The 22,083-nt window shown below is 71.5% G+C and carries 23 protein-coding genes and 4 tRNA genes; 7 read left to right on the top strand and 20 right to left on the bottom strand.

The features are described 5' to 3' along the window. Positions 1–73: 73 nt before the first annotated feature. From ABZ659_RS18410 to ABZ659_RS18395, 4 genes are all read right to left on the bottom strand, one after another. A tRNA-Phe gene (locus tag ABZ659_RS18410) sits at positions 74–147 on the bottom strand. 24 nt (positions 148–171) lie between these two features. Beyond that, positions 172–246: transfer RNA gene (locus tag ABZ659_RS18405), tRNA-Asp, on the bottom strand. 37 nt (positions 247–283) lie between these two features. Next, a tRNA-Glu gene (locus ABZ659_RS18400) sits at positions 284–356 on the bottom strand. Between the two features lie 80 nt (positions 357–436). After that, entirely contained in the window at positions 437–2,086 is a 1,650-nt protein-coding gene (locus tag ABZ659_RS18395) for a metallophosphoesterase (protein WP_360220625.1), read from the bottom strand. Between the two features lie 123 nt (positions 2,087–2,209). Between ABZ659_RS18395 and ABZ659_RS18390 the strand changes: the two genes are divergently transcribed. From ABZ659_RS18390 to ABZ659_RS18375, 4 genes are all read left to right on the top strand, one after another. Beyond that, positions 2,210–2,560 carry a metallopeptidase family protein gene (locus ABZ659_RS18390; RefSeq protein ID WP_360220622.1) on the top strand — a complete coding sequence of 117 codons (351 nt, stop codon included), beginning with the start codon at positions 2,210–2,212 and terminating at the stop codon, positions 2,558–2,560. A 96-nt stretch (positions 2,561–2,656) separates the two neighbouring features. Further along, a complete protein-coding gene (locus ABZ659_RS18385; protein WP_360220619.1) occupies positions 2,657–3,211 on the top strand; it encodes a hypothetical protein in 555 nt (184 codons plus the stop codon). A gap of 239 nt (positions 3,212–3,450) precedes the next feature. After that, positions 3,451–5,592 carry a DEAD/DEAH box helicase gene (locus tag ABZ659_RS18380; RefSeq protein WP_360220616.1) on the top strand — a complete coding sequence of 714 codons (2,142 nt, stop codon included), beginning with the start codon at positions 3,451–3,453 and terminating at the stop codon, positions 5,590–5,592. Positions 5,593–6,331: 739 nt separating this feature from the next. Then, positions 6,332–6,407, top strand: a tRNA-Lys gene (locus ABZ659_RS18375). Positions 6,408–6,943: 536 nt separating this feature from the next. Here the strand turns inward: ABZ659_RS18375 and ABZ659_RS18370 are convergent. The 4 genes from ABZ659_RS18370 to ABZ659_RS18355 form a co-directional block, all read right to left on the bottom strand. Continuing rightward, positions 6,944–7,282, bottom strand: coding sequence for a hypothetical protein (locus ABZ659_RS18370; protein WP_360220613.1), 339 nt, complete (start codon positions 7,280–7,282; stop codon positions 6,944–6,946). A gap of 123 nt (positions 7,283–7,405) precedes the next feature. After that, the gene (locus tag ABZ659_RS18365; RefSeq protein WP_360220998.1) at positions 7,406–8,614 is read right to left on the bottom strand and encodes an IS701 family transposase; all 1,209 of its coding nucleotides are present in this window, start codon (positions 8,612–8,614) and stop codon (positions 7,406–7,408) included. A gap of 313 nt (positions 8,615–8,927) precedes the next feature. Next, a complete protein-coding gene (locus ABZ659_RS18360) occupies positions 8,928–9,125 on the bottom strand; it encodes a hypothetical protein (protein WP_360220610.1) in 198 nt (65 codons plus the stop codon). Continuing rightward, positions 9,122–9,364: a hypothetical protein gene (locus ABZ659_RS18355; RefSeq protein ID WP_360220607.1), complete on the bottom strand. Its 243-nt coding sequence runs from the start codon at positions 9,362–9,364 to the stop codon at positions 9,122–9,124. The genes ABZ659_RS18360 and ABZ659_RS18355 overlap by 4 nt, the downstream gene beginning before the upstream one ends. Positions 9,365–9,596: 232 nt before the next feature. Here ABZ659_RS18355 and ABZ659_RS18350 point away from each other — a divergent pair, with 232 nt between their 5' ends. From ABZ659_RS18350 to ABZ659_RS18340, 3 genes are read left to right on the top strand one after another with little or no spacing between them, the layout of a single operon-like run. After that, a complete protein-coding gene (locus ABZ659_RS18350; RefSeq protein ID WP_360220604.1) occupies positions 9,597–9,857 on the top strand; it encodes a hypothetical protein in 261 nt (86 codons plus the stop codon). Then, a complete protein-coding gene (locus ABZ659_RS18345; RefSeq protein ID WP_360220601.1) occupies positions 9,829–10,356 on the top strand; it encodes a DUF6879 family protein in 528 nt (175 codons plus the stop codon). Before ABZ659_RS18350 ends, ABZ659_RS18345 begins: the two co-directional genes overlap by 29 nt. Positions 10,357–10,380: 24 nt before the next feature. After that, a complete protein-coding gene (locus ABZ659_RS18340) occupies positions 10,381–11,235 on the top strand; it encodes a helix-turn-helix transcriptional regulator (protein ID WP_360220598.1) in 855 nt (284 codons plus the stop codon). 51 nt (positions 11,236–11,286) lie between these two features. Here the strand turns inward: ABZ659_RS18340 and ABZ659_RS18335 are convergent, their stop codons facing one another. The 12 genes from ABZ659_RS18335 to ABZ659_RS18280 form a co-directional block, all read right to left on the bottom strand. Further along, positions 11,287–11,547: a hypothetical protein gene (locus tag ABZ659_RS18335; RefSeq protein WP_360220595.1), complete on the bottom strand. Its 261-nt coding sequence runs from the start codon at positions 11,545–11,547 to the stop codon at positions 11,287–11,289. Beyond that, entirely contained in the window at positions 11,544–11,774 is a 231-nt protein-coding gene (locus tag ABZ659_RS18330; RefSeq protein WP_360220592.1) for a hypothetical protein, read from the bottom strand. Before ABZ659_RS18330 ends, ABZ659_RS18335 begins: the two co-directional genes overlap by 4 nt. Positions 11,775–11,786: 12 nt before the next feature. Further along, a complete protein-coding gene (locus tag ABZ659_RS18325; RefSeq protein ID WP_360220589.1) occupies positions 11,787–12,755 on the bottom strand; it encodes an N-acetylmuramoyl-L-alanine amidase in 969 nt (322 codons plus the stop codon). Between the two features lie 62 nt (positions 12,756–12,817). Next, a complete protein-coding gene (locus ABZ659_RS18320; RefSeq protein WP_360220586.1) occupies positions 12,818–13,051 on the bottom strand; it encodes a hypothetical protein in 234 nt (77 codons plus the stop codon). 2 nt (positions 13,052–13,053) lie between these two features. Continuing rightward, on the bottom strand, positions 13,054–13,818 hold the full coding sequence (locus tag ABZ659_RS18315) for a hypothetical protein (RefSeq protein WP_360220583.1): 765 nt from the start codon (positions 13,816–13,818) through the stop codon (positions 13,054–13,056). 3 nt (positions 13,819–13,821) lie between these two features. Beyond that, on the bottom strand, positions 13,822–14,895 hold the full coding sequence (locus tag ABZ659_RS18310) for a hypothetical protein (protein WP_360220580.1): 1,074 nt from the start codon (positions 14,893–14,895) through the stop codon (positions 13,822–13,824). Further along, positions 14,892–15,956: a hypothetical protein gene (locus ABZ659_RS18305; protein ID WP_360220577.1), complete on the bottom strand. Its 1,065-nt coding sequence runs from the start codon at positions 15,954–15,956 to the stop codon at positions 14,892–14,894. The genes ABZ659_RS18310 and ABZ659_RS18305 overlap by 4 nt, the downstream gene beginning before the upstream one ends. Positions 15,957–15,969: 13 nt before the next feature. Further along, positions 15,970–16,839: a hypothetical protein gene (locus ABZ659_RS18300; protein WP_360220574.1), complete on the bottom strand. Its 870-nt coding sequence runs from the start codon at positions 16,837–16,839 to the stop codon at positions 15,970–15,972. A gap of 9 nt (positions 16,840–16,848) precedes the next feature. Next, positions 16,849–20,925 carry a phage tail tape measure protein gene (locus ABZ659_RS18295; RefSeq protein ID WP_360220571.1) on the bottom strand — a complete coding sequence of 1,359 codons (4,077 nt, stop codon included), beginning with the start codon at positions 20,923–20,925 and terminating at the stop codon, positions 16,849–16,851. Positions 20,926–20,962: 37 nt separating this feature from the next. Beyond that, positions 20,963–21,247, bottom strand: coding sequence for a hypothetical protein (locus ABZ659_RS18290; RefSeq protein ID WP_360220568.1), 285 nt, complete (start codon positions 21,245–21,247; stop codon positions 20,963–20,965). 20 nt (positions 21,248–21,267) lie between these two features. Next, complete coding sequence (locus tag ABZ659_RS18285; RefSeq protein ID WP_360220565.1) at positions 21,268–21,786, bottom strand: hypothetical protein; 519 nt, start codon at positions 21,784–21,786, stop codon at positions 21,268–21,270. Next, positions 21,786–22,083 (bottom strand): hypothetical protein (locus ABZ659_RS18280; RefSeq protein ID WP_360220562.1); only part of this gene is annotated, 298 nt, incomplete at its 5' end. The genes ABZ659_RS18285 and ABZ659_RS18280, both read right to left, overlap by 1 nt.

Below are 22,083 nucleotides of genomic sequence, written 5' to 3'. Positions count from 1 at the left end.
TTGTCCGCGGCTACCCGGCGACAGCCCAGACACGACAAAACCCCCGCCGATCGCTCGACGGGGGTTGTCACTGTGGCTGGGGCCGGGGTCGAACCGGCGACCTATCGCTTTTCAGGCGATCGCTCGTACCAACTGAGCTACCCAGCCACGAGGTTTCACGTGAAACCTCAGCGGTCCTGACGGGATTTGAACCCGCGGCCTCCACCTTGACAGGGTGGCGAGCACTCCAAACTGCTCCACAGGACCAAGCGTGGTGTACGACAGTGTCGCACACCGTACTGCGTGCCCCCAACGGGATTCGAACCCGTGCTACCGCCTTGAAAGGGCGGCGTCCTAGGCCGCTAGACGATGAGGGCTATCGGCCCGCCTGGGCGCTTCTCAGCGCGTCGGGGACGTGAGAAGCATATGGGATGGCGGGAGGGATCGCCAAAACGGTTTACGGGGAGGGGGAGGCCGGGTTCGCCGGACTGGCCGGGGACCCCGTCGGGGGCGCCGACGGGGAGCCCGTCGTGGACGGTGAGGGCGACTGGGTGGCCCCCGGGGTGTTCTCCTCCGGCAGATGGCGGCTGACCTCGGCCGTGGTCAGGCCCAGCCCGCCCAGCTCGATCTCGTCCCACGCCTGGAGGCGGCGGGTGTCGCGGTCGAAGTAGAGGATCGACGCCTCGATGGGGTCGGGATGCTTCCCCTCCACCGCGCGCAGACCGCTGCCGCCCGTGGAGCCCTCGACGCGCAGCCGGGTGCCGTAGGGCAGCACCTCCATCTCGTCGTGGTGGATGTGCCCGGCCAGGACCAGCGGGACCTCGCCGTCCGTCTCCCGGGCCGCGGACGGTTCGTGCGCGATGGCGACGTCCACCGGCCTGCCCCGGCCGCGGTGGTCCCGCAGGGCGGAGGCGAGCCGGGCGCCCGCCAGTTCCTGGGACGCCTCGGCGCCGGGCCGGGTCGAGCGGTCGGGGGTGAACTGGGGGTCGCCGATGCCCGCGAACCGCAGTCCGGCGATGGTCTCGGCACGGCCCTCGTCGAGGACGTGCACGTTCTTCATGCCCTCCAGGTACTCCTGGGTGACCAGCGAGTCGTGGTTGCCGCGGACCCAGACGTAGGGCGCGCCGAGGTCCGCGATCGGGTCGAGGAAGCCGTTCTCGGCGGCGGTGCCGTGGTCCATGGTGTCGCCGGAGTCGACGATCACGTTGACCTCGTACTGCTCCACCAGCGAGGCGATGATCGCCCAGCTCGCGGGGTTGAGGTGGATGTCCGACACGTGCAGCACCCGGATCGTGGACGGGTCGGGCGCGTACGCGGGCAGCGTGGACGTGACGTCGTACAGCTTGGTGACGTTGGTGACCAGGCGGGCGAGTTCCTTCTGGTAGACGTCGAACTCGGTGACGATGCTGCGGGCGTTGCCGACCAGGGACGGGGCCGAGGAGAGCAGGCCGGAGAACCTGGGTTCCAGGACGGACTTGGGGTTCCAGGTGGCGTACGCCGTCGCTCCCGAGGCGGCCAGCAGGGCGAGCGCGAGGCCGCCCGCGGCCAGGGCGCGGCCAGGGCGCCGGTAGACGGCCAGACCGAGTGCGGCGGCGCCGGTGACGACGGCGACGGTGGAGCGTACGGCCAGGTCGAGGGTGCCGTGCCCGACGTCGCGGGTGACCTCGTCCTGGAGGCCGGAGAGGCGCTCGGGGTGGTCGACCAGGGCCTGGGAGCGGACCGGGTCGAGCTGGTCGACGTTGACGTCCAGGCGGACGGGGGCGACGTGGCTGTCCAGGTGCAGGGCGCCCAGCGGGGAGACGTTGATCTTCGTACCGCCGGTGAGGGACGGCCGCAGGGTCATCGTCGTGTCCATCGGACCGACCGGCGTCCGCACGTTGCCGACGACCAGCAGGCCCAGCCAGGCGCCCATGACGACGACCCCGACCAGGCTGAACGCACGGGCCCACGGGGTGGCCCGGGGGGCCAGTTCGAGCGCGGGCGGCGCGGTACGGCGGCCGCGGTGGGCGCGGTGGGCGCGGCGGGAGGTCAGGGCGCGGCGGCGCGACTTCCGTAGGCGGTTCAGTCGGTGCAGGGCGTTCAGGACTGTGGCTGGGACGCGGGCCATTGGAGCCGTATGCCCATGTCCCCGGGGGCGTATGCGGGGGTGTGCGGCTTCCGGGTGGGCCGCGTGTGGATCGTACGGGCCCGGGCGGGCCCGTTCGGGGGCGCCGTACCGGACAATGGGCCTGTGCTGGAGATGACGCGCGAGGAGTTCGAGGAACTGGTCGCCGAGGCGCTGGACCGGATCCCGCCGGAGCTGACACGGCTGATGGACAACGTCGCGGTGTTCGTCGAGGACGAACCGCCGAGCGACGATCCCGAGCTGCTCGGGCTGTACGAGGGCACCCCGCTGACCGAGCGCGGTGAGTGGTACGCCGGGGTGCTGCCGGACCGGATCACCGTCTACCGGGGTCCGACGCTGCGGTTCTGCGCGTCGCGGGAGGACGTGGTGGCGGAGACGGAGATCACCGTCGTGCACGAGATCGCCCACCACTTCGGGATCGACGACGCCCGGCTGCACGCCCTCGGCTACGGCTGAGCCCTGCCGGACGCACGCGGCGCGTGTCCTCTTGTGGGCGGCGGGAGTTGGGCAGGTTGACTCCTGCTCCCGCCCCGCTTCCCGGAGGTGGCCCCCGTGCGCCCCTTGTACGTTCCCGCCCGCCTGGCCGTCACCTTCGTGGCCGTCGCCGCTGCCGCCGGTTGCATGAGCGTGGGTGAGGGTGACGGCGACCGGGCCCAGCCGTCGCACTCGGCGGGCGACCGCGGCGGCGCGGAGTCCGGCGGGTCGGCGGTGTCCAGCGACGGCGCCGGGTACGGCGAGGTCGCGGGCGGCGCGGACGACGGCCGGGACAGGGGCAAGGGCGAGCGGGGCGAGGACGAGGCCGACGGGGACGGGGCCGGGAAGTCCGCGGGGCCCTCGCAGGCGCCGTCCGCGGGGTCGAGCGCGTCGGCGTCGGCTGGCGAGGGCGGGCCGGGACGGGTCACGCCGCGCCCGGCGCCGCCCGGGCCGACCGGCGGTCAGCCCACGCCGACCCGGACCACCTCGGCGCCGGAACCGCCGCCGCAGTCGCCGGAGCCGCCGCAGCCGCCCGAGCCGACGACCGCTGAGCCGTCGTCGTCGGCCCACGAGGAGACGGCACCGCAGCTGGCGCAGCGGGAACCGGCACCGGAGGCGGGGACGCCCGTGTAGGGGCCGGCGGCCGGGGTGCCGCGGGGCGGCGGCCTGCGCTTTCGGGCGCGGTTTGCCTTTTGGGGGTGGGGGTGCGTATGGTGGTAGATCGTTTGATCCCATTTGCCCGGCGCCAACGCAGAGCGCGCCGTGTGGCGCGTACTCTCCCTTGCCGTGGCGGACCGCATTGAGGCGGTCGTGTGCGAAACACGGAGTTGACGGGCGCGTGCCGATGAGACTCCGGAAGGTTTCGCAGACGTATGTCTTTCGCCAGTACCGATCATGCCGTCGTGTCCGAGGACACCCAGGACACCCAGGACATCCAGGACACCGACACCCAGCAGGCCCCCGAGATCACCTTCGCTGACCTCGGTCTGCCCGAGGGCGTCGTCCGCAAGCTCGCGCAGAACGGCGTGACCACCCCCTTCCCCATCCAGGCCGCGACCATCCCGGACGCCCTGGTCGGGAAGGACATCCTCGGCCGTGGCCGCACCGGCTCCGGCAAGACCCTCTCCTTCGGTCTGCCCGCCCTGGCCACGCTGGCCGGCGGGCACACCGAGAAGCGCAAGCCGCGCGCGGTCATCCTCACCCCCACCCGTGAGCTGGCCATGCAGGTCGCCGACGCCCTCCAGCCGTACGGCGACGTCCTCGGCCTGAAGATGAAGGTCGTCTGCGGCGGCACCTCGATGGGCAACCAGATCTACGCCCTGGAGCGTGGCGTCGACATCCTCGTCGCCACGCCGGGCCGACTGCGCGACATCATCAACCGCGGCGCCTGCTCGCTGGAGAACATCCAGATCGCCGTCCTCGACGAGGCCGACCAGATGTCCGACCTGGGCTTCATGCCCGAGGTGACGGAGCTGCTCGACCAGATCCCCGCGGGCGGTCAGCGGATGCTGTTCTCCGCCACGATGGAGAACGAGATCAAGACCCTCGTCGACCGGTACCTGAAGGACCCGGTCTCGCACGAGGTCGACGCGGCGCAGGGCGCGGTGACGACCATGTCGCACCACATCCTCATCGTGAAGCCCAAGGACAAGGCGCCGGTCACCGCCGCCATCGCCTCCCGCAAGGGCCGCACCATCATCTTCGTCCGCACCCAGCTCGGCGCCGACCGCGTCGCGGAGCAGCTGCGCGACGCCGGTGCCAAGGCCGACGCGCTGCACGGCGGCATGACCCAGGGCGCCCGCACCCGGACGCTGGCCGACTTCAAGGACGGCTACGTCAACGTCCTGGTCGCCACCGACGTCGCCGCCCGCGGCATCCACGTCGACGGCATCGACCTGGTCCTGAACGTGGACCCGGCCGGTGACCACAAGGACTACCTGCACCGCGCGGGCCGCACCGCGCGCGCCGGCCGCACCGGCACGGTCGTCTCGCTGGCGCTCCCGCACCAGCGCCGTCAGATCTTCCGGCTGATGGAGGACGCGGGCGTCGACGCCTCGCGCCACATCATCCAGGGCGCGGGCGCCTTCGACCCCGAGGTCGCCGAGATCACCGGCGCCCGGTCCATGACCGAGGTGCAGGCCGAGTCCGCGGGCAACGCCGCCCAGCAGGCCGAGCGGGAGGTCGCCCACCTCACCAAGCAGCTGGAGCGCGCCCAGCGCCGCGCCAGCGAGCTGCGCGAGGAGGCCGACCGCCTGGTCGCGCGGGTCGCCCGCGAGCGCGGGGAGGACCCGGAGACGGCCGTCGCCGCGGCGCAGGCCGAGCAGGAGGTCGCCGCGCAGAGCGAGGCGCAGTCGGTGACGGTGCCGGAGCAGCCGGCGGCCCAGGACGTGGACCGCGCGGAGCGCCGCGACGACCGTGGCGGTGACCGTGGTGGCTACCGCCGTGATGACCGTCGTGACGAGCGTCGGGATGACCGTCGTCCGTTCGACCGTGACCGCGACCGTGGTGGCCGTGGCTTCGACCGCCGTGACGGCGACCGGGGTGGCCGTTCGTTCGAGCGCCGGGACGACCGCGGCGGGGACCGCGGCGGGGACCGTGGTGGCTTCCGTCGTGACGACCGTCGCGACGACCGCCGTCCGTTCGACCGCGACCGTGACCGTGGCGGCCGTTCGTTCGAGCGCCGGGACGACCGCGGCGGGGACCGTGGCGGGGACCGTGGTGGCTTCCGTCGGGACGACCGTCGGGATGACCGCCGTCCGTTCGACCGTGACCGCGACCGTGGTGGCCGTGGCTTCGAGCGCCGCGAAGGCGACCGCCCCGGCTTCCGCCGCGACGACCGCGGTGGCCACCGTGGCAGCGACCGCCCCTTCAACCGCGACCGCCAGGGCGACCGCCCCGGCTTCCGCACCGGCGGCCACGAGCGTCCGTACGGCCGCCGTGACGACCACCGGGGCAACGGCTCCTCCTCCTTCGGCCGCCGCGAGGACAAGCCGCGCTGGAAGCGCAACGGCTGACGCCGGGAGCGCTGACGCCCGAGTGGCCGACGCCGTAGAACGATAAGACGCCGTGGCCCCCATCCGTCGGGATGGGGGCCACGGCGTTCGTCACGCGGCTGTCGGATCAGCCGACTTGTGAGGCGGACGTGAAGGCCCGGGGGTGCCAAGGGGTGCGGGCCGCCCGCCGGTGCTTCTGGGGAGAGGCTCCTTGGCGCGTCACGCGTACCTACGTCGGCGTCTCGTAGCGGCCTCGGCCGTTCTGGCGGCCGGACCGACTCCGCCGCTGCCGACGCCCGCGGGGACGGGCCCGGCCCCGACCGGCACCGACGTGCTGGCGTACAAGTACAGCGGCGGCAGGGTCGGCTTCTGGGACGCGACCGACGGCACCACCCGCAGCCTGCGCGTCCCGGCCGGGCTGGGCCGGGACGGGCTACCGATGGTCAACGGCGCCGTACGCCTGCGCGGGGGCAGCCCGGTACGCCACGACCACCTCGGCGGCGACGCGACCGGCGACCTGCTCACCCTCAGCTCCTCCGGCAGCCTGAGCTTCCACCGGGGCACCGGCACCGGAGGGTTCGGTGGCAGGACCACCGGCACCGACTGGCCCACCCCCCTCACGGCCGTCCCCTTCGGCGACCTGAGCGGCGACCGCTGCAACGCCGTCAGCGCCTCTGGTAGCGACGGGGAACGCCGTGTCTCCGATACCCGATCGGAGACACGGCGTCGTCGGGCTATGCTCGTGGAGGCAACATCGCCTGGGCCCTTAGCTCAATTGGCAGAGCAGTGGACTTTTAATCCATTGGTTGTGGGTTCGAGTCCCACAGGGCCTACCAGGCGATCAGCCCCTGACCTGCGGCGGAGGCCGTAGATCAGGGGCTGAATCGCTCCCGAGAGGGCATAGTGATCGTTTGCTCGCCCGCTGCTCGCCCGAAGTGCAGCCGATCATGGTCCGCGTCAGCCGTACGCGCCGTGCGCCTGGAAGCCCGCCAACGCCCCTCGAGGGCTGATGCGTTGCTGGTGGGCTGCAAGCACGGGAAGGCCCCGGCCGACGTCACGGGGGAGGACGTACGGCCGGGGCCGGTCGGGACCCGCCCCGCAGGCTTCCGGACCTACGGGGCGGGCGTCTGGGACCCCTCCCGCCGGGCTTGCGGTCCCGACGGGAGGGGCGTTCGTGGGTTGTGACTCCGTGTCAGCCAGTCCGCGTGTGCTGGCTTCGGGGCCGCCTTGGCGGGAGCGGGCCGCCCGGCGGATCAGGCCCGGGGCCTGGCGGTGTGGCGTCTACCCTCATGGTGTTCCCCTCCCTTCTGTGGGGTCGGGTTCCTGGCGTCTCGGCTGCGACCTTTGGACGGGAGCGCGGCCGGGGCGCCGGTCAGTCTCCGTAGAAGCGCTGCCCCTCGCGATAGCCCTTCTTGTGGAGGTTCGTGGACACCTGCTCCTGCCGCTCCTGCGGGGTGGTCGCACCGGCCTCCTTGGAGTCCCGGTCTCGGCGCCCCTTGGCGGCGTCCACGCTCTTCTTGCTCTTGCTCACTCGGTGCTCCGGGGTCTCGCTCACGGGGCCGCAGCCGGGGCAGACGTCCACGCCCGGCAGGATCGAGATCATCTGCTGATCGCGGTGCACCCGGCAGTACCGTCGCCCCCGCGCGTGGTCGATGCGGTACTCGTCCTCGGCCAGCTGCCGTGGGGTCATCGGTCGGTACCTGGCGGCCATGGGCGCTCCTAGTAGTGCTTGGTCAGGTCGGTATCGCTGTGGGTATGTCGCGGTGACAGGTGGGGCAGGCGCCGGTCCAGGCCGCGAGGAGTAGCTGCAGTTCGCGGGCGACTTGGTAGAGGCTCAGGCCGACGCCGTCTCTTTTGGGGACCGGGTGACGCGCTGAAGGGTGCAGAAGGCGTGTGCGACGGAGACGAGGGTGACGTGGTGGTGCCAGCCTCGCCAGGTGCGGCCTTCGAAGTGGGCCAGGCCCAGGGTCTGCTTCATCTCGCGGTAGTCGTGCTCGATGCGCCACCGGAGTTTCGCGGTGCGCACGAGGGTGGCCAGCGGGGTGTCGGCGGGCAGGTTGGACAGCCAGAACTGGACGGGTTCGGGCTTGGTGACGGGCCATTCGGCCAGCAGCCAGCGCACCGGCAGTTCGGGTCCGTCGGCGGTCTTGCGGATCTCGCGCCCTGCGGGCCGGACCCGGAGGGCCACGAACCGTGAGTACATCCGCTTCAGGCCGTTGCGGCCGCTGCCCGGCCGGGAGCCTTCCCGCCACTGCACCGGCCGGGCGGCCTGCTTGCCGACGGCGATGACCAGCTTCTTCACCGCCTGGGCCGGCTCGGGATAGACAGGCCGGGGCCTCGGGCCGCGACCGCTGTATGGCGGAGTCTGCGGCTGGGCTTCTTCCGGCTGGGCGGTGGTCGTGGTGGAGATGCCGACCGCGTAGCTGAGGCCGCGCTCTTCCAGGCCGAGGCGGAAGGCTGCCGCATCGCCGTAGCCGCCGTCGGCCACGACGAGCGGGACCTCGATGCCCCACGACCTCGTCTCGTCGATCATGTCCAGGGCCAGCTGCCATTTTTCGACATGACCGACCTCTTCGGGGATGCCGCACTTGGTGCGGCGGGCCACCTTGGCCGGATCGGCCTTCGGCGAGGCGGCATCCCAGCTCTCGGGCAGGAACAACCGCCAGTCCACGGCCGCCGACGCCACGTCGGAGGCCAGATGCAGCGACACCCCGGCCTGGCAGTTGGTGACCTTGCCCGCGGTGCCGGTGTACTGCCGGGCCACGCACGCCGAGGCGTCGCCGTCCTTGAGGAAGCCGGTGTCATCGACGATCAGCACGGTGGGCTTGATCACCTGCTGCATCCGCCAGGCAAGGCGGGCCCGCACATGCGCCGCGTCCCACGGGCTGGTGGTGATGAAGTGGGCCAGGGCCTGCCGGTTGCCGTCCTCACCCAGCCGGGCGGCCATCGGCTCCACCGACTTGCGCCGCCCGTCCAGCAGCAACCCTCGCACATAGACCTCGCCCCACCGGCGCTGATCCGCCCGCGCGAACGGCTCGAACATCTCCGCCGCGAAGTCCTCCAGATCACACCGGACCGCGGCCAACTCCCCACCCAGCACACCCGGTCAACGACACACCCGATCAAACAGACACGCCACCGGCGAATGCACCTGACCAAGCACTACTAGTTGTTGTCGTCCGGTGGCGGGGTGGGCGGGTCGTCGTCCGGCTTCGGCACGGGCGGCCACGTCACAGCCGACACCTCCCTTCTGCTGCTCGGGCCGACCTGGACCAAAGTCGGTCGGCGGCTTGACGTGCATCGTGGACCCGCCCCGGTCTCGACCTGTCCAGGGTTGGCGGACCGGGGCGGGAGTCTCAGGCGCCCTTGTGGGGCTTCCGGTGGCAGGCGCAGCGGCAGCGGGGCACTAGCAGCACCCCGCGGCTGTGAGGCAGCGGTATGTCCTCGGTCCGCCGGCAGGTGGCGTGCAGGTCGCGGTACTCCGGGCGCTGCGCCGCCAGCGCACACTCCGCGGACCGCTCGACGGCCGTATCGGCGGCCGGGGACGCGGTCACGCCAGCTCACCCCGCGAGCGGGCGTTGGCCTCTGATACTCCAGCGCTGAGGGCCTCCGAGGGGGAGACCGGCCGGAGGTTCCCCGGGTCCGCGTCCCACTCGATGCCTCCGCCGATGGGGCGGAGCTGCACGTGCGGGCCGACGAAGCCCATCACCTTGCCGATGCGGTCCGCCTCGATGTCTCGGACCGTGTCGCCGAGACGCGGTTCGTGGAGGGGTGGGCGGGCGGTAGCGTTCATCGTGTTGACGCTCCTTCGCAGCGTTGGCCACGCCCCGGGAGGTCGCCACCTCGCCGGGGTCTTCTCGCACCTGCCGACGCTAGGAGTGTGCTGTGCACCACAGCCAGCGATGTGCAGATGTGTGCAGCCAGTGCCCTCGCCAGAGCCATCGCCGAGCGGGCGCCCTTGACGCCGTCACCCAGCCGTTCCACCGTTGTGCAGAAAAGTGCACACCTTGTGATGGGAGTCTGACGTGCCGTTACTGTTCATCGGGATCGACCCGAACACCGGGGACGACGAAAGCCCGACCGTATGGGTCGACCAGGAGAAGCACGAACTCGTCTTCCAGGGCTGGAAGCCCGGGCCCGAACTCGAAGCGGAGTGCGCCGCCTTCGAGGCCCCTGGCCACGGCAAAGGGATCCCCCAGGGCGAGGCCGTGATCCGCATCCCCGCCAGGATGGTCGACATGATCAGGGAGGCCTGTGATGCCGTCGAGCGCGCCACCGTTCAGTGAGCTGATCGCCCGCTGCGAGCACTCGGCCATCCACCTGGAGATGCGCGACTCCTACGCCGTCGACCAGGAGAAGGGGCCCTTCGCCCAGTGGCGGGCGGGGTTCCGCCACGACCCGGCGGACCGCGCCTCATGGTGGCGGCCGTGGCTCGACCTGATGCAGGAGACCGTGGGCCGCGGCGTCGTGGTGCGGCGCGCCCGTATTGTCTCCGAGCCCGTCAGCGAGTACATCCGCTTCGAGCACTCCAACACCTTCACCAACATCGCCGCGGGCGAGCAGGTGCGTTGGCTGCCCAGGCGGCAGGCCTCGGACATCGCGCTGCCCGGCAACGATTTCTGGCTGTTCGACGGTCGTCTGATCCGCTGGAACCACTTCACCGGCGACGGCGCATCGGCCGGGCAGGAACTCTCCGAGGACTCAACGGCCGCCAAGCTGTGCGTGGAGGCCTTCGAAGCGGTGTGGGAGCGCGCCATCCCGCACGAGCAGTACGACATCCGCTGACACGCCGTCCCGACAGGCCAGCTCATGCCCACCTTCCCATCCTCGTCCGCCCAGGCCGCGCGTGAGGCCGTCGCCCGACGCCTGCGTGACCTCCGGAAGGAGGCAGGGCTGACGGTCGTTGAGCTGGCCGACCGGTGCGGCTGGCACCACTCCAAGACCTCCCGCATCGAGAATGCGCTCACCGGCCCCACCGCCAAGGACATACGCCGCTGGTGCGCCGCCACGGACGCCGAGGACCAGGCGCAGGACCTCATCGTGCAGTCGGTGAACGCCGAGTCCATGTACAAGGAGTGGCGCCACCAGGTCCGCCGCGGGTTGACCGAGTTGCAGAGCGGAACGGCTCAGCTGTTCCGGTCCACCGAGCTGTTCCGCGTCTACTCGTCCACGCTCGTCCCCGGGCTTCTCCAGACCGAGGGCTACGCGGCGAGCGTACTGTCGACCGCCGCGCGCTTCCGCGAACTCCCCATCGACGACAGCGCCGAGGCAGCCCGGGCCCGGGTTGACCGCTCGCGCATCATTCACGAGCCGGGCCGCCGCTTCCTGCTGCTGGTCGAAGAGGCCGTGTTGTACTGCCAGATCGCCGACGCGGACGACATGGCGGCGCAGTTGGGGTACCTGCTGACCGCCGGAGCGGTCCCAGCCGTGTCCCTCGGGATCATCCCGGCAGCAACACGGCTGCGCACCCAGTGGCCGCGTGAGACCTTCCACGTGTACGACGACCGCCTGGTGTCGGTGGAACTCGTCTCCGCCCGGGTCCGCATCAACCAGCCCTCCGAGATCGCTCTCTACGTGAAGGCCTTCGAGGAACTGCGAGGCATGGCCGTGTACGGCGGCGAGGCCCGCGCACTGATCCTCCGGGCGATCGAAACTCTGCACTGACCCCCGGCATGACGAAAGCGGCCCCGCCCTCCGAAGAGGGCGGGGCCGCGGTCATCTGGCGAACAAGGCGAGGGCACCCGTCACGGCGCCACCGACACCAGCCAGGACACCGATCGTGGGCAGAGGCCATCGGGCACGTTCGAGGGTGCGGATCCTGATCTCGTGGTCATGGACGTCCGAGCGGATGTCCTTGGCCTCGTCGAGGAAGTTGTCCACCTTCGATTCGATGCGGCCGACCGTCTGAGCCAGGTCCCTCACCTCCTGGTACATCTGGGCGGTGCTGATGTACACGCCCGGATCGGGCGTCGTCATCTGACAGCCCTCGACGCCGGGTCGGCGCTCGCGGGCAGCGTCGACGCGGTGCCCTTCCGGCCCAGGTGCTTCGCCACCCACGACTTGCCCGCGGCGGCCAGCAGGGCGACCGGCGCCGCCCACCACACCGGCAGGTCGGCGACCTCGACGGCGACCAGGCCGAGCGCGGCCTCGGCGCCGGTCCACCCCGCACGCTCGCCGAGGTCGAGCAGGAATCGGCTGTTCATGGGCTGTTCCTCTCAGTCGGCCAGCCGGGCGGCCAGCTTCTCCGCGACCTTCTCGGCGATCCGGTCGGCCAGCGCCGGGCTTGCTGCGACCTTCGCCGCCAGCGCGTCCAGGTCCACGCCGCCGACCGTGAGGGCGTCGACCGCCTTGTTGGTCTGCTGGGCGGTCCGCTGGGTGGTCTTGAGCAGGGTGTACGCCCAGACCTTCGGGTTGTCCGGGGCCGTCGCCGGGTCGGGGTTGTCCAGGACGTTGTCCGTCATGAACACCGCCTCGACCAGGTCCGCGCGGCGGGGGCCGGTCAGCAGGTCCACGACCGCCTTGGCCACCTTGCTCACGTCGTCTGCGGTCAGTGCCATGTCGTCCTCCTGAGGGGTGCCCTTGGCGGCATTGAGGATGGCGGCCATGGGGAACGCCCCCGGGTCGCCGTGGTCGTTCTCGGGGGCGTGCTGGTGCCCGCAGTGGCCCTTGAAGTTGAGCCACTGCGACGCCGACAGGCGCACGCCGTTGGAGCCGTAGGAGCTGGGGTACGGCTTGAAGGTCAGTCCGGAGGTGAGCGGCACGCCGTGCTGCTCGTGCGCCCAGCGCGCGAACGCGGCCAGGTCCCGCACCACCCAGGAGGGCAGCTCGGGCGTGTAGAGGTGGGGGGTCGACCCCCACTTTCGGTGGGTGGTCGGGTCGCAGGTGCCGACGATCTCCACCTGGCAGACGTTCATGGTGTTCGTCTCCACCCCGCCGGCCAGGTTGCGCAGGGCCCGGCTTGAGGTGTCGAAGTCGAAGTGCTGGTACCAGACCAGCCGTCTGGCGGCGAAGTCGGGCTTCGCGGTGAAGTTCGGCGCGGACGCGCCACCCCCGTATGACGGCAGGGAGGTGCCCTCCGTGGCGTGCCACAGGATGACGTTGGTCTCCATGGCAGAGCCGGGGTAGGCGCTCTGGTGCCAGTACGCCGTCGAGGCGCCGGGGTAGCGCTGCGGTCCAGTGCGCACGCGTCCTCCTGGATATGAGAGGGCCCCGGGCCGGGCGGCCCGGGGCTTGAAGGGGGGGTGGGTCAGGCGGGGTCGGGCTGGGGGTCGAGGCGGACCGCGGTGAGGATCTCCATGCGCTGCCCGCACCGGCCGCAGGTGACGGAACAGTTGGTGCCCGCGTTGCTGTAGAACTCGGGGACTTCCCAGACCTTGCCGTCCGGCCCGTTGATGTAGTTGACGCAGTCCGGGTTGTTGTCCTGAGCTGTGACCGCGTAGTACGTGTACGGCTCGAACTCGGTGATGTCGCTCGCGCTCATCGTCACCTGCCTATCACCAGCCAGCTGACTGGGGTAGTAGTCGTGTTTTGCCTGGTCAGCCAGACGGTCAGCCCGTTGCTGGAGACCGCGCTGTAGCCGACGCCGGTCACGCCGTTGGTGTTGACGGTGCTGCCGGGGACGACGGTCGCCGGGGTCACCCACGCCTGGAAGGTGCTCCCCCGCAGGTCCAGGCCGGTGACCTGGGCCGAGGTGGGCGTGTTCGCCGCGGACGGGGTGACGCTGGTTATCCCCCAGGCGAACGATCTGGGGAGGAGGATGCCGGAGACGTCCACGACCATGTCGGCGCCGCCGGTGCCGTCCCAGAACAGCGAGATCAGCGGGGCGCCGTTGCTCTCGGCGAGGGGGCTGTCTCCGCCCGCGAGGAGGATGTGCGCCTGGGATCCGCCGGAGACCATGCCGGAGGTGATGTCGAGGGTGGCCCCGTCGGCGCGGGCGGCGATGCCGGTCGGTACGACCTGCGGCACATCCGGGGACCCGAAGGTCAGTTCTCCGGCCGTCATCCGCGCGTAGCGGGTGCCGTCGGCGCTGGACGTCTGGAACCCCGCCTCGCCGTTACCGAGGTCGGCACTCATCTGCGCCGAGACCCGTTCAGTTCCAGGCTGGTAGACCTTGAAGCCGCCCGCTTCGAGCGCCGTATAGGAGGCGCGGCGTGCGGCCCGCAGCTCCCGCATCTCCCGTCGGAGGGCAGCGACCTCGCGGGCGAGGGTGGTGGCGTCGGGCGGGAGCTGCTCAAGCTGGCGCGGCATCAGTCAGTCCTCCACGAGGATGGGCCGGACACGGTCCGCGCCGGGGTCCAGCTCCCACGCCCAGCAGCGGGCCACGACGTCGGCGCCTGCCGGGTGCCGGGGAGAGTCGGCGACGGCCAAGCGGACCGTGTCGCCCAGGCCCCAGTCGGTGCCCAGCCGCGGCGACCGGGAAGCCACGCCCTGGACCGTCCACACCTGCGCGCCGGGCGCCATCAGCCCCACGGACTGGGCTGCGTGGGCGGTGAGTTGGTCAGGGTCGGTGATCCCGGTGGCCGGGGTGTACCGGTACTCCCAGACGGGCCACCCGCCCGCGATCAGGTTGGTGGCGTCCTGCGGAGGGGAGGTGAGGCGGGAGGCGCCCTCTCCCTCGCCGCGGGCGATGACCCGGGTGGCGCCCTTGCCCTGTTCGTAGGACTCGGCGAGCCCGTACTCGGCGACACAGCCGGGGAAGTCGAAGACGGCATCCGGCTCCACCTGGGCGCCGATGGTCGAGCGCACCCGCAACGGGAACTCGAAGCCGGTGTGCGTCGAGTTCCAGGCGGCATCGATGGTCCACTCGGGGCCACCGTCCATGCCCATGATCTCCTGGAGGCAGGACAGGCAGGACCGGTCATCACCGTCGTCGCTCAGGTAGGTCATGGCCGTGCCGGTCGCGACGGTGTCCAGGACGATGGGCGGGCCGTCGGTCAGGGCAGGCGCCGCGAGGGCGGCGATCACGTCGGCCTGGTCTATGCCGATGAGGGTCTGGGTGCCGGGGTAGCGGGCGTCCAGGTACGCCTCCAGGGTGGCGGCGCCGAGCTGCACGGTGGTGGCGCTGCCGCCGTCGCGGGGCAGGACCGCACCCGCCCACAGCGGCACGTCCGTGGCGGTGTCGACAGCGACGAGGAGGGACCTGCCGGGTGCGGTGGCGGCCTCCCACTCCCGGGGGGCGCCGCTGAGGGGAAGGTCGAGCTGGAGGGTGGTGTAGGTGCCCAGCCGCCGGGAGAGAGCGCCGGTCGGGCGCAGGGACGGCAGATCCTCGACGATGCCGCCGCTGCGCATGTCGACGCCGTACCAGGCCAGCCGGTAGGGGGTCACGAGACGGCCTCGTACTGGCCGATCACGGTGAGCTGGCTGCCCGACGCCCATGTCCAGGGCGAGACGCTGTCGACGACAGCGGAGGACACGGCGGAGGCGTTCACCGTGCCGGAAGCCGGGTACAGCACCAGGGTGGTGCCGTCGCTGCTGGACTGGGCGAGGGCGATGAGTCCTCTGCTGGCGCCCGCGTCGAGGGTCGCGGTGCCGATCGGGTACGAGGCTTGCGCGGCGGCGACCGGCAGGGAGAGCTGCCAGTTGTCCGCCGTGGTGGCGCCGCTGCCGAAGTTCGTGGTGGACCCGAAGACGATGAGCATGGTGTACGTCACCAGGCGCCCGAGCTTGACGTACCGACAGTTCACGGTCGCGTTGCCGTAGGACGGCAGATGGACGCCGGTGGTGGTCGACCAGACCGGGGTCCAGGAGGTGAAGCTGGTGGGCGCCTTGAGGTAGGTGTCCCAGGTGCTGCCGTTCCAGCGGCGCAGACCCGTGCCGTCGTCGTAGTACTGCCCGACGTAAGGCCCGTCCGGGGCGGTGCTGCTTGGCAGGATGCCGCCCGGAGCGACCGTGTACGGGCGTACCGCGGTGGACACGGTCGGTGCTCCGCCACCCGAGGGGGGCACGGTGATGGTGGCGAGGGGGATGTAGATCTCGGATGCGCTGGGGGCGGGCGCGGACGGGGAGGCGCCCGGGGTCCCGGCGAGGTAGACGGCGTCCGCCAGGTTCTGGCCGGAGGCGTCGACCAGGTTGTCCCAGACTCGCAGGTACACCAGGTCGATGCGGGAGAGGGTGGCGTGTGCGGCCGTGAGCGTCAGGGCGGTGGAGGACGCCAGGCACGCCCGGTAGACGCCCTGCCCTGGCTGGTATTGCAGGCAGGCGACGCCAGCGGCGACGGTGATGGTGGTACCGGCCAGGGTGACGGCCAGGCCGGTACCGCCCGGCCGGACCCCGGTCCGGCCGCCTGTGCCGTTTCCGTCGTGCATCACCGTCGTCAGGTCTCCCCGGCGCAGGCTCAGCCCGGTGTAGCTGAGGCCGTCGATGAACTTCGGCAGCGAGTCCGCCACTGGTTCCTCCCTCTCATTGCCAGGCCGAACGCCAGGTGGCGGTCAGCGTCGCTGTCGGGTTGTAGGCGGTGGACGTGAAGAAGAACGTGGTCGCCGACTGGGCCGGGATGACGGGCCACCCGGACGGTGCGGCCAGGAACCGCCTACGGGAGACGTCGCCGTTGAGGATGACGGAGTGCGCGTCGGTGTCGATCGTCAGCACGTCCCCGTCCGCGAGGTCCTGGCTGTAGGTCAGGATGCGGACGTGGCCGGCGGGCATCTGCGCCTGGATGACCGGGGCGAGGACCGGTCCGGTCACCGTGAGGATGGGCCGGGTCTCGAAGTCGCCCTCGTTGACGGTCTGGAGCAGGCCGTCCGTCGTCGTCGCCGACAGCAGCCACGGTGTGGTGGCGGGCAGGGTCAGACCGCCGGTGACGGTCGGCAGTCCCGTGGTCAGGGTCTGCAGGTCGGTGCCGTATCGGCGGGGGTCGGCGGCCGTCACCATCACCGAGTACGTCGCCGTGGTGTCGGTGACGTACTGCATGAGCGGCTTGCCCGACCGCCGTACCAGAGCCTGCTTGGGTGTGGTCTCCCACACCGTCAGCAGCGTGTCGGACAGCCCGGCCGCCACCCGCAGCCGGTCCATCGCCTGCTCCAGCTGGCGCTGCGACGGCGCGACGATCGTGCCCGCCAGCGTGATGGGGCGAGCGCCGAGGTAGACGGGCGACGCCCACGCCCCGTGGTCGCCCTCCCGTTCGGTGACCTCGGCACGCACGTCGGGTGCGTCCCAGCCCTCCAGCGTCTGCAGGCGCCAGGCCACCCCGGCAGAGTCGACCGCCCCGAGGGCGACGTCGCCCAGGGTGGCCCGCAGACCGTCCAGGGCGGCGCCCGGCGTGTACGGCATCTGGCCTCCTCAGCCCACGAACGTGATGTAGCGGGCGATGTCGTGGGCCTGCTCGGCGGCCGTCTGCTTGGCGCCGTGCAGGTGCACCTCGATGTGCCGGGTCACCTCCCGCGCCGACGCCGCGGCGGACGGCGCCGTCCCGTACCGGCGGGCGGGGACAAGCTGGTAGCCCATCGCGGCCGCGGTCGTGGCCAGCAGAGCCGCAGACCTCCGGGAGTTGTTCCAGGGGATCCACGTCTCCGGCACCCCGGCCTCGCCGCCGAGGACCATCGTCGGCTGGCTGAGGATGCCGCCCCTCGCCATGGCCGTGCCTCCCTGCGCCACCCACTGCCGCACGAAGGTGTCCTTGTACGGTGCGGGCAGGGCGCCGATCTGCCGGGTCATCTTCGGCACGATCGCCTTGATCACGGCGACGTCCAGCCCCGCGGCGATCAGGTCGGCGTAGCCGCGGCCTGGCGCCCCGCGCAGCGTGGACAGCAGCGTCAGCGATGCCGCCAGTTCCTCCCCGGTGAGCACGCTTTCGGCCTTGCCGACCTGGGCGTTCGCCTGCGACGCGGCCTTGCGGTCGGTCGCGGCCTGGTGGGCGAGCGTCATGGCGGAGGCGTCGCCCTGCGCGGCCAGGGCCTGCGCGAGGTCCCCGAAGCCGCGCGCGGCCAGCGTCTGGAGATCCGCGGCGAACTGCTGGCTCTCCTTGGTGCTGGCGCCGAGCTGCTGGGTGAAGTCGGCCAGGGTCGCCTTGGCGAGGTCCCCGGTCTTCGTCAGGTTCGCCACGATGGACTGGAACTGCTTGTTGCTCGCCCCGGCCAGGGCGTTGACGAGGTGGTAGCCCTCCTCGCCCATGCCCTCCAGCATGGCCTGCAGCTCGGACCCGCCCCGCTGCCCGATCCGGGTGAGGTTGCGGCGCCACTTCTCGGTGGCCTTCACCGACTCCGCCAGCTGCGTCTGGTACGCGGACAGGCTGAAGCCCTTCAGGGGTCCGGCGTTGCCGCGGCGGCCCAGCTCCCGGTTCGCCGCGGCGACGTCGGAGCGTTCCCGCCTGACCGCGGCATCGGAGCGCCGCTTGGCCTTGCGGGCGTCGTCGACGCGGTCCTGGGCGTTCTCCAGCTGGGCCTTGGTGTGCTTGCGCTTGCGGGTCCTGGCCAGGTCCCGCTCGGCGTCCTTCAGCTTGTCGGCCGCCTTGCGCTGGTCGGACAGCGCCCGGGTGAGGTCGGCCCACGCCTTCTTGAGGTCGGCCACCTCCTGGTCGTAGCGCTGCTTGGCGTCGGTCGGGCCGCCCAGCACCGGCCTGCCGGTCGGCGTGTACGTGAACCCGGCCAGACCCCCACTTGCCAGGCCCCCGCCCGCGAAGCCGGGGAGTTTGCCGCTGTTGAGCGCGGTCAGCAGCGGCAGGTACCGCTTGGTCGCCGCGGCGTTCACCACGAACTCGGTGTTCGACACCCGGGCCACGGCGCCGGACGCGAGCACCGCCGTGATGCTGTCCGAGGTGCCGGTTCCGGGCCCGCTGAGCAGGCCGCTGGGGGCGAACTGCACCGGGGAGCCGCCGCTGGCGTAGCCGCGGACCCGTCCGCCCGTCGCGTAGTGGCCGGGGGCCAGCTTGCTGCCGTGGGTGGCCTCGCCGGTGCCCGTCACCACGTGCCGGGTGGTGAGCGTGACGGTCTTGGACCGCAGGGCCTCGATCGCCCGGCGCAGCGCGTCCACGCCCGCCTTCTGCCCGCCCGTGGGGACGGTGATCTCGACCTTCTTGCCCTTGGTGTTCTTGATCTTGAAGCCGAGGGCTTCGAGCTGCTTGCGGGCCTCGGCGGTCGGCGCCGCCATGGTGATGGTCTTGCCCTTGGTGGAGGCGACCTTGGCCTTCACCGCTTCCAGGTCACGGATGGCGTCCTTGGTCTCGGCGTCCACCTTCGTGGTCGCCGACCCGGGCAGATTCAGATACGCCTTGGTGAGGTCGTTGATGGCGTCCTTGGAGAACCCGGCCTGGTCCATCTGCTTGCGCAGCAGACTGATGTCCTTCTCCAGCACCTTCTGCCCGGTCTTCTGGCTGTTCTTCTGCTCAGCGACCGCCTCAGCGTGGTCCATCGCGGCCTGCGCCGCGTCGAGGAACGCGCTCTTGACCTTGCGGCCCTTCTCGGTCGTGACGTCCAGCGAGCGCCCGTTGTCCTTGACCGTCTCGGTCAGGTCGGCCAGGGACTGCCGGAAGGAGATCTCCCGCTCGGCCGCGCCGATGGACACGCCGTTCAGCGTGTTCAGGGCGTCGGACAGCTTCTCCGCCTCGGTGCGCTGGTCCTGAAGCTGGTCTGCTGTCAGGCCAGCCTCTTTGGCGAGCTTGGCCTGGGACTCGGCGGACACCTGGGTCTGGGTGTCCGCCGCGGTGAGGGCCTCGGCGTAGCCGGGCAGCAGCGTGCGCAGCTTCTCGGTGCTGGTGCCCTGCTTCTCGGCCTCGGTGGCCATCCGGGCGAAGGCGTCCGCCGCGATATCCGGCGCCCCGCCCTCAACGAGCCCCTTCAGCGCCTCGTCCACGCCCTTGATCTTCGTGCGGGCGTCGTCGAGGCCGTAGGAGTCGCTGCCCAGGTGCGTGATTGTGTACAGCGAGTCCCCGACCCGGTCCAGGACGCCTGGGTGCGCGATACGGGCGACGGCCTCACCGAAGCCGTCCAGGTCCTCGCCGAAGGTCTTCGTCAGTTCACCGGCGGCTTTGCCGGTCTTCGCGAAGTTCAGCAGGCTGTTCTGGAGCCTGGTGACGCTCGGCGGAGCGGCGTCGAACTGGCTGATCAGTTTCTCGGTGCCCCAGGACATGGCGGCCAGACCGGCCACCACCACACCGAAGCGGCCCAGGCCCAACAGCGCGGACCGGGTTGTCTGCGCGGTCACGCCGAGGGAGACCAGCGCGGCCCGGGTCGCCGCGATCCGCGGGATCAGCAGCAGGATCGCGGCCCCGACCAGGGCGGCGGCACCCCCGATCCCCATGAACCCGGTCACCGCGCGCTGCAACTCCGGGGGCAGGGAGCTGTAGGCGTTCACCAGGCGGGTGACCCACTGCGTCATGGCCCGCAGCGTTCCGTTCGCTGCGGACCCGCCCTCGATCAGCGCGACCTCGATGGCGCTCCGCAGACGCTCCAGGTCACCGACGAGGTTGTCGGTCTGGATCGAGGCCATCCGCCCGGCCGCGCCCTGGTCGTCGACGGCCCGGACGTACCGGTTGATGCCCTCGGCGCCCAGCTCGTAGAGGATGGTCGCCGAGCGCACCGCGTCCGCACCGAAGATGGTCGCCATCGCCGCGTTGCGTGCTTCCGGCGTCAGCTTGCTGAAGCTGGTCTTCATCCGGGCGGCCAGTTCGGTGAGGCCCACGAACTTGCCCGTGGAGTCGTAGGCGGAGAAGCCGATCCGGTCCATCATCCCTGCGGCCTCTTTGGACTGCGGGACCAGCCGCTGAAGCATGACCTTCAGCGAGGTACCGGCGTCCGAGCCGATGAGGGCGTGGTCGGCGAACGCGGCCAGCGTGCCGACGGTCTCCTCGATGGACAGGCCGGTCTGGTGCGCGAGCAGACCGCCCATCCGCAGCGACATGCCCAGTCCGTGCACGTTGCTGGCGCTCTTGTTCGCCGCGGCGGACAGCACGTCGGCGACGTGGGTGACGTCCTTGCCCTTCAGCCCGAACGTGTTCATCGCCTGCGCGGAGATGATCGCAGACTCGGACAGGTCGAGCTGTCCGGACGCCGCCAGGGCCAGCGACCCCTTCAGGGCGCCGCCGGTGATGTCCGCCACCGAGATACCCGCACGCGCCAGCTCAGCCTGAGCGTCCGCGGCCTGGGTGGCGGTGTACTGGGTGGTCTTGGCCGCTGCCAGAGCGGAGGCCCGCAGCTTGGCCATCTCGGCGGAGCTGGCGCCGGACACGGCGCGGACGTTGGACAGGGCCTTGTCGAAGCGCGCTGCCGCCGCGGCGGCGACCGCGAAACCGGTGAGCATGACCGCGCCGACCTTCGCACCGGCCCCCGCCAGGCGGCTGGTCCGGTCGGACGCCTGCCGCAGGCTGCGGGTGTACTGGCTGACGTCGGCGCGGAGCCGGACGGTGACGGTACGGACGGCCACGGCGACCTCCCCGGGTACAGAGGGCCGCGCGCGGCCGTCAGGTGGAGCGTGTGAGGTGGACGTGGAGGCCCTCGGAGGCGCCGCCCTGGTCCTGGTACGCCTTCACGGCCTGCGCCGAGGCGGTGCAGGCGTGGCACCGGATCAGCTCCGCCCGGTAGGCGAACTCGGCGTCCGTGCTGGTGGCCTCAGCCCAGGGCTGTCCGCAGTCCGGGCAGATGTCCGCCTCGACCTGCGTCAGCGCCAGCGCCCAGGCCCGGTCTTCCTCCAGCCACAGCGGCTCGCCGTCGGCGACGACGCGGCCGAGGAAGACCGAGCGGGGCACCCCCCAGGCGCGGGCGGTTTCTAGCTCTCGCCGCCAAGGCCCGCCAGGAGTGCGGAGGCGGCCAGCGAGAAAGGGACGACGTCGGAGGCGTGGTGGACGTCCCAGGCGGCATCGAACAGCTTCTTGATCTCGCCCTCGTTGATGACCTCGAACAGCTCGGCGACCTCGTCCTCGGTCATGACCGGATCGGCGCAGGACGCCGCGATCAGGGCCTTGGGGAAGGTGTCGCTGTCGAACAGCTCCTCGTCCTTCTCCGAGGGGTGCGCGGCCACCAGGTCGCTGTACGCCCGGTCCCCGATGTACCGCAGCAGGAACGGCACTTCGGCCTCGCGGACTTGCTCGCGTACCGCCTTCAGCTTCGCGGCCAGCTCCCGGCCCGGGTGCACCTCGGTGAGGTCGGAGGGCTCCCAGTCCTCCGCGGCGCGGGCCAGCTCCGCGGACAGCCGCTCGGCCTCACCCGCCAGGTCGCCCCGCACGCACACGTTGACGGTGCGCTGGCGGGGCTTGGCCTGCTTCAGGATGTCCTTGATGCTCGGCATCAGACCGTGGCCTCCTCGTCGATACGTCGGCCGCCGTGGGGGACGGCTCGCAGCGCCCGTGCATGGGCGAGGTCGGCGTCGGTGAACCCGAAGGGCCGGAACCCATTGCAGCGGGCGCACGCCCCGTAGACGTCGTGGTCCAGTACGGGCCGCGTGCACACACAGGTGGAGTGGGCCCGCTCGATGGATGAGCAGTCGCGGTGGAACAGACCCTGCTCGCCCTGCCACCAGCGCCCGCGCGGGCCGCCCCACTGGTGGGAGATGTTGACGGCGTCGCCCTTGCGGTCCCGTCCGCCG

It is taken from the genome of Streptomyces sp. NPDC006997, from assembly GCF_040635175.1.
Taxonomy (GTDB): domain Bacteria; phylum Actinomycetota; class Actinomycetes; order Streptomycetales; family Streptomycetaceae; genus Streptomyces.
Note: the sequence above shows the minus strand (reverse complement) of the source record. Positions and strands in the feature narration are given on the sequence as shown.

What these genes read in the sequence shown, in the direction of transcription:
- ABZ659_RS18285 (WP_360220565.1), bottom strand. Translation starts at nt 21,786, where the DNA reads ATGCCGAGCATCAAGGACATCCTGAAGCAGGCCAAGCCCCGCCAGCGC.
- ABZ659_RS18315 (WP_360220583.1), bottom strand. Translation starts at nt 13,818, where the DNA reads ATGCCGCGCCAGCTTGAGCAGCTCCCGCCCGACGCCACCACCCTCGCC.
- ABZ659_RS18355 (WP_360220607.1), bottom strand. Translation starts at nt 9,364, where the DNA reads ATGAACGCTACCGCCCGCCCACCCCTCCACGAACCGCGTCTCGGCGAC.
- ABZ659_RS18370 (WP_360220613.1), bottom strand. Translation starts at nt 7,282, where the DNA reads ATGGCCGCCAGGTACCGACCGATGACCCCACGGCAGCTGGCCGAGGAC.
- ABZ659_RS18340 (WP_360220598.1), top strand. Translation starts at nt 10,381, where the DNA reads ATGCCCACCTTCCCATCCTCGTCCGCCCAGGCCGCGCGTGAGGCCGTC.
- ABZ659_RS18330 (WP_360220592.1), bottom strand. Translation starts at nt 11,774, where the DNA reads ATGAACAGCCGATTCCTGCTCGACCTCGGCGAGCGTGCGGGGTGGACC.
- ABZ659_RS18300 (WP_360220574.1), bottom strand. Translation starts at nt 16,839, where the DNA reads ATGCCGTACACGCCGGGCGCCGCCCTGGACGGTCTGCGGGCCACCCTG.
- ABZ659_RS18365 (WP_360220998.1), bottom strand. Translation starts at nt 8,614, where the DNA reads ATGTTCGAGCCGTTCGCGCGGGCGGATCAGCGCCGGTGGGGCGAGGTC.
- ABZ659_RS18320 (WP_360220586.1), bottom strand. Translation starts at nt 13,051, where the DNA reads ATGAGCGCGAGCGACATCACCGAGTTCGAGCCGTACACGTACTACGCG.
- ABZ659_RS18395 (WP_360220625.1), bottom strand. Translation starts at nt 2,086, where the DNA reads ATGGCCCGCGTCCCAGCCACAGTCCTGAACGCCCTGCACCGACTGAAC.
- ABZ659_RS18380 (WP_360220616.1), top strand. Translation starts at nt 3,451, where the DNA reads ATGTCTTTCGCCAGTACCGATCATGCCGTCGTGTCCGAGGACACCCAG.
- ABZ659_RS18335 (WP_360220595.1), bottom strand. Translation starts at nt 11,547, where the DNA reads ATGACGACGCCCGATCCGGGCGTGTACATCAGCACCGCCCAGATGTAC.
- ABZ659_RS18345 (WP_360220601.1), top strand. Translation starts at nt 9,829, where the DNA reads ATGCCGTCGAGCGCGCCACCGTTCAGTGAGCTGATCGCCCGCTGCGAG.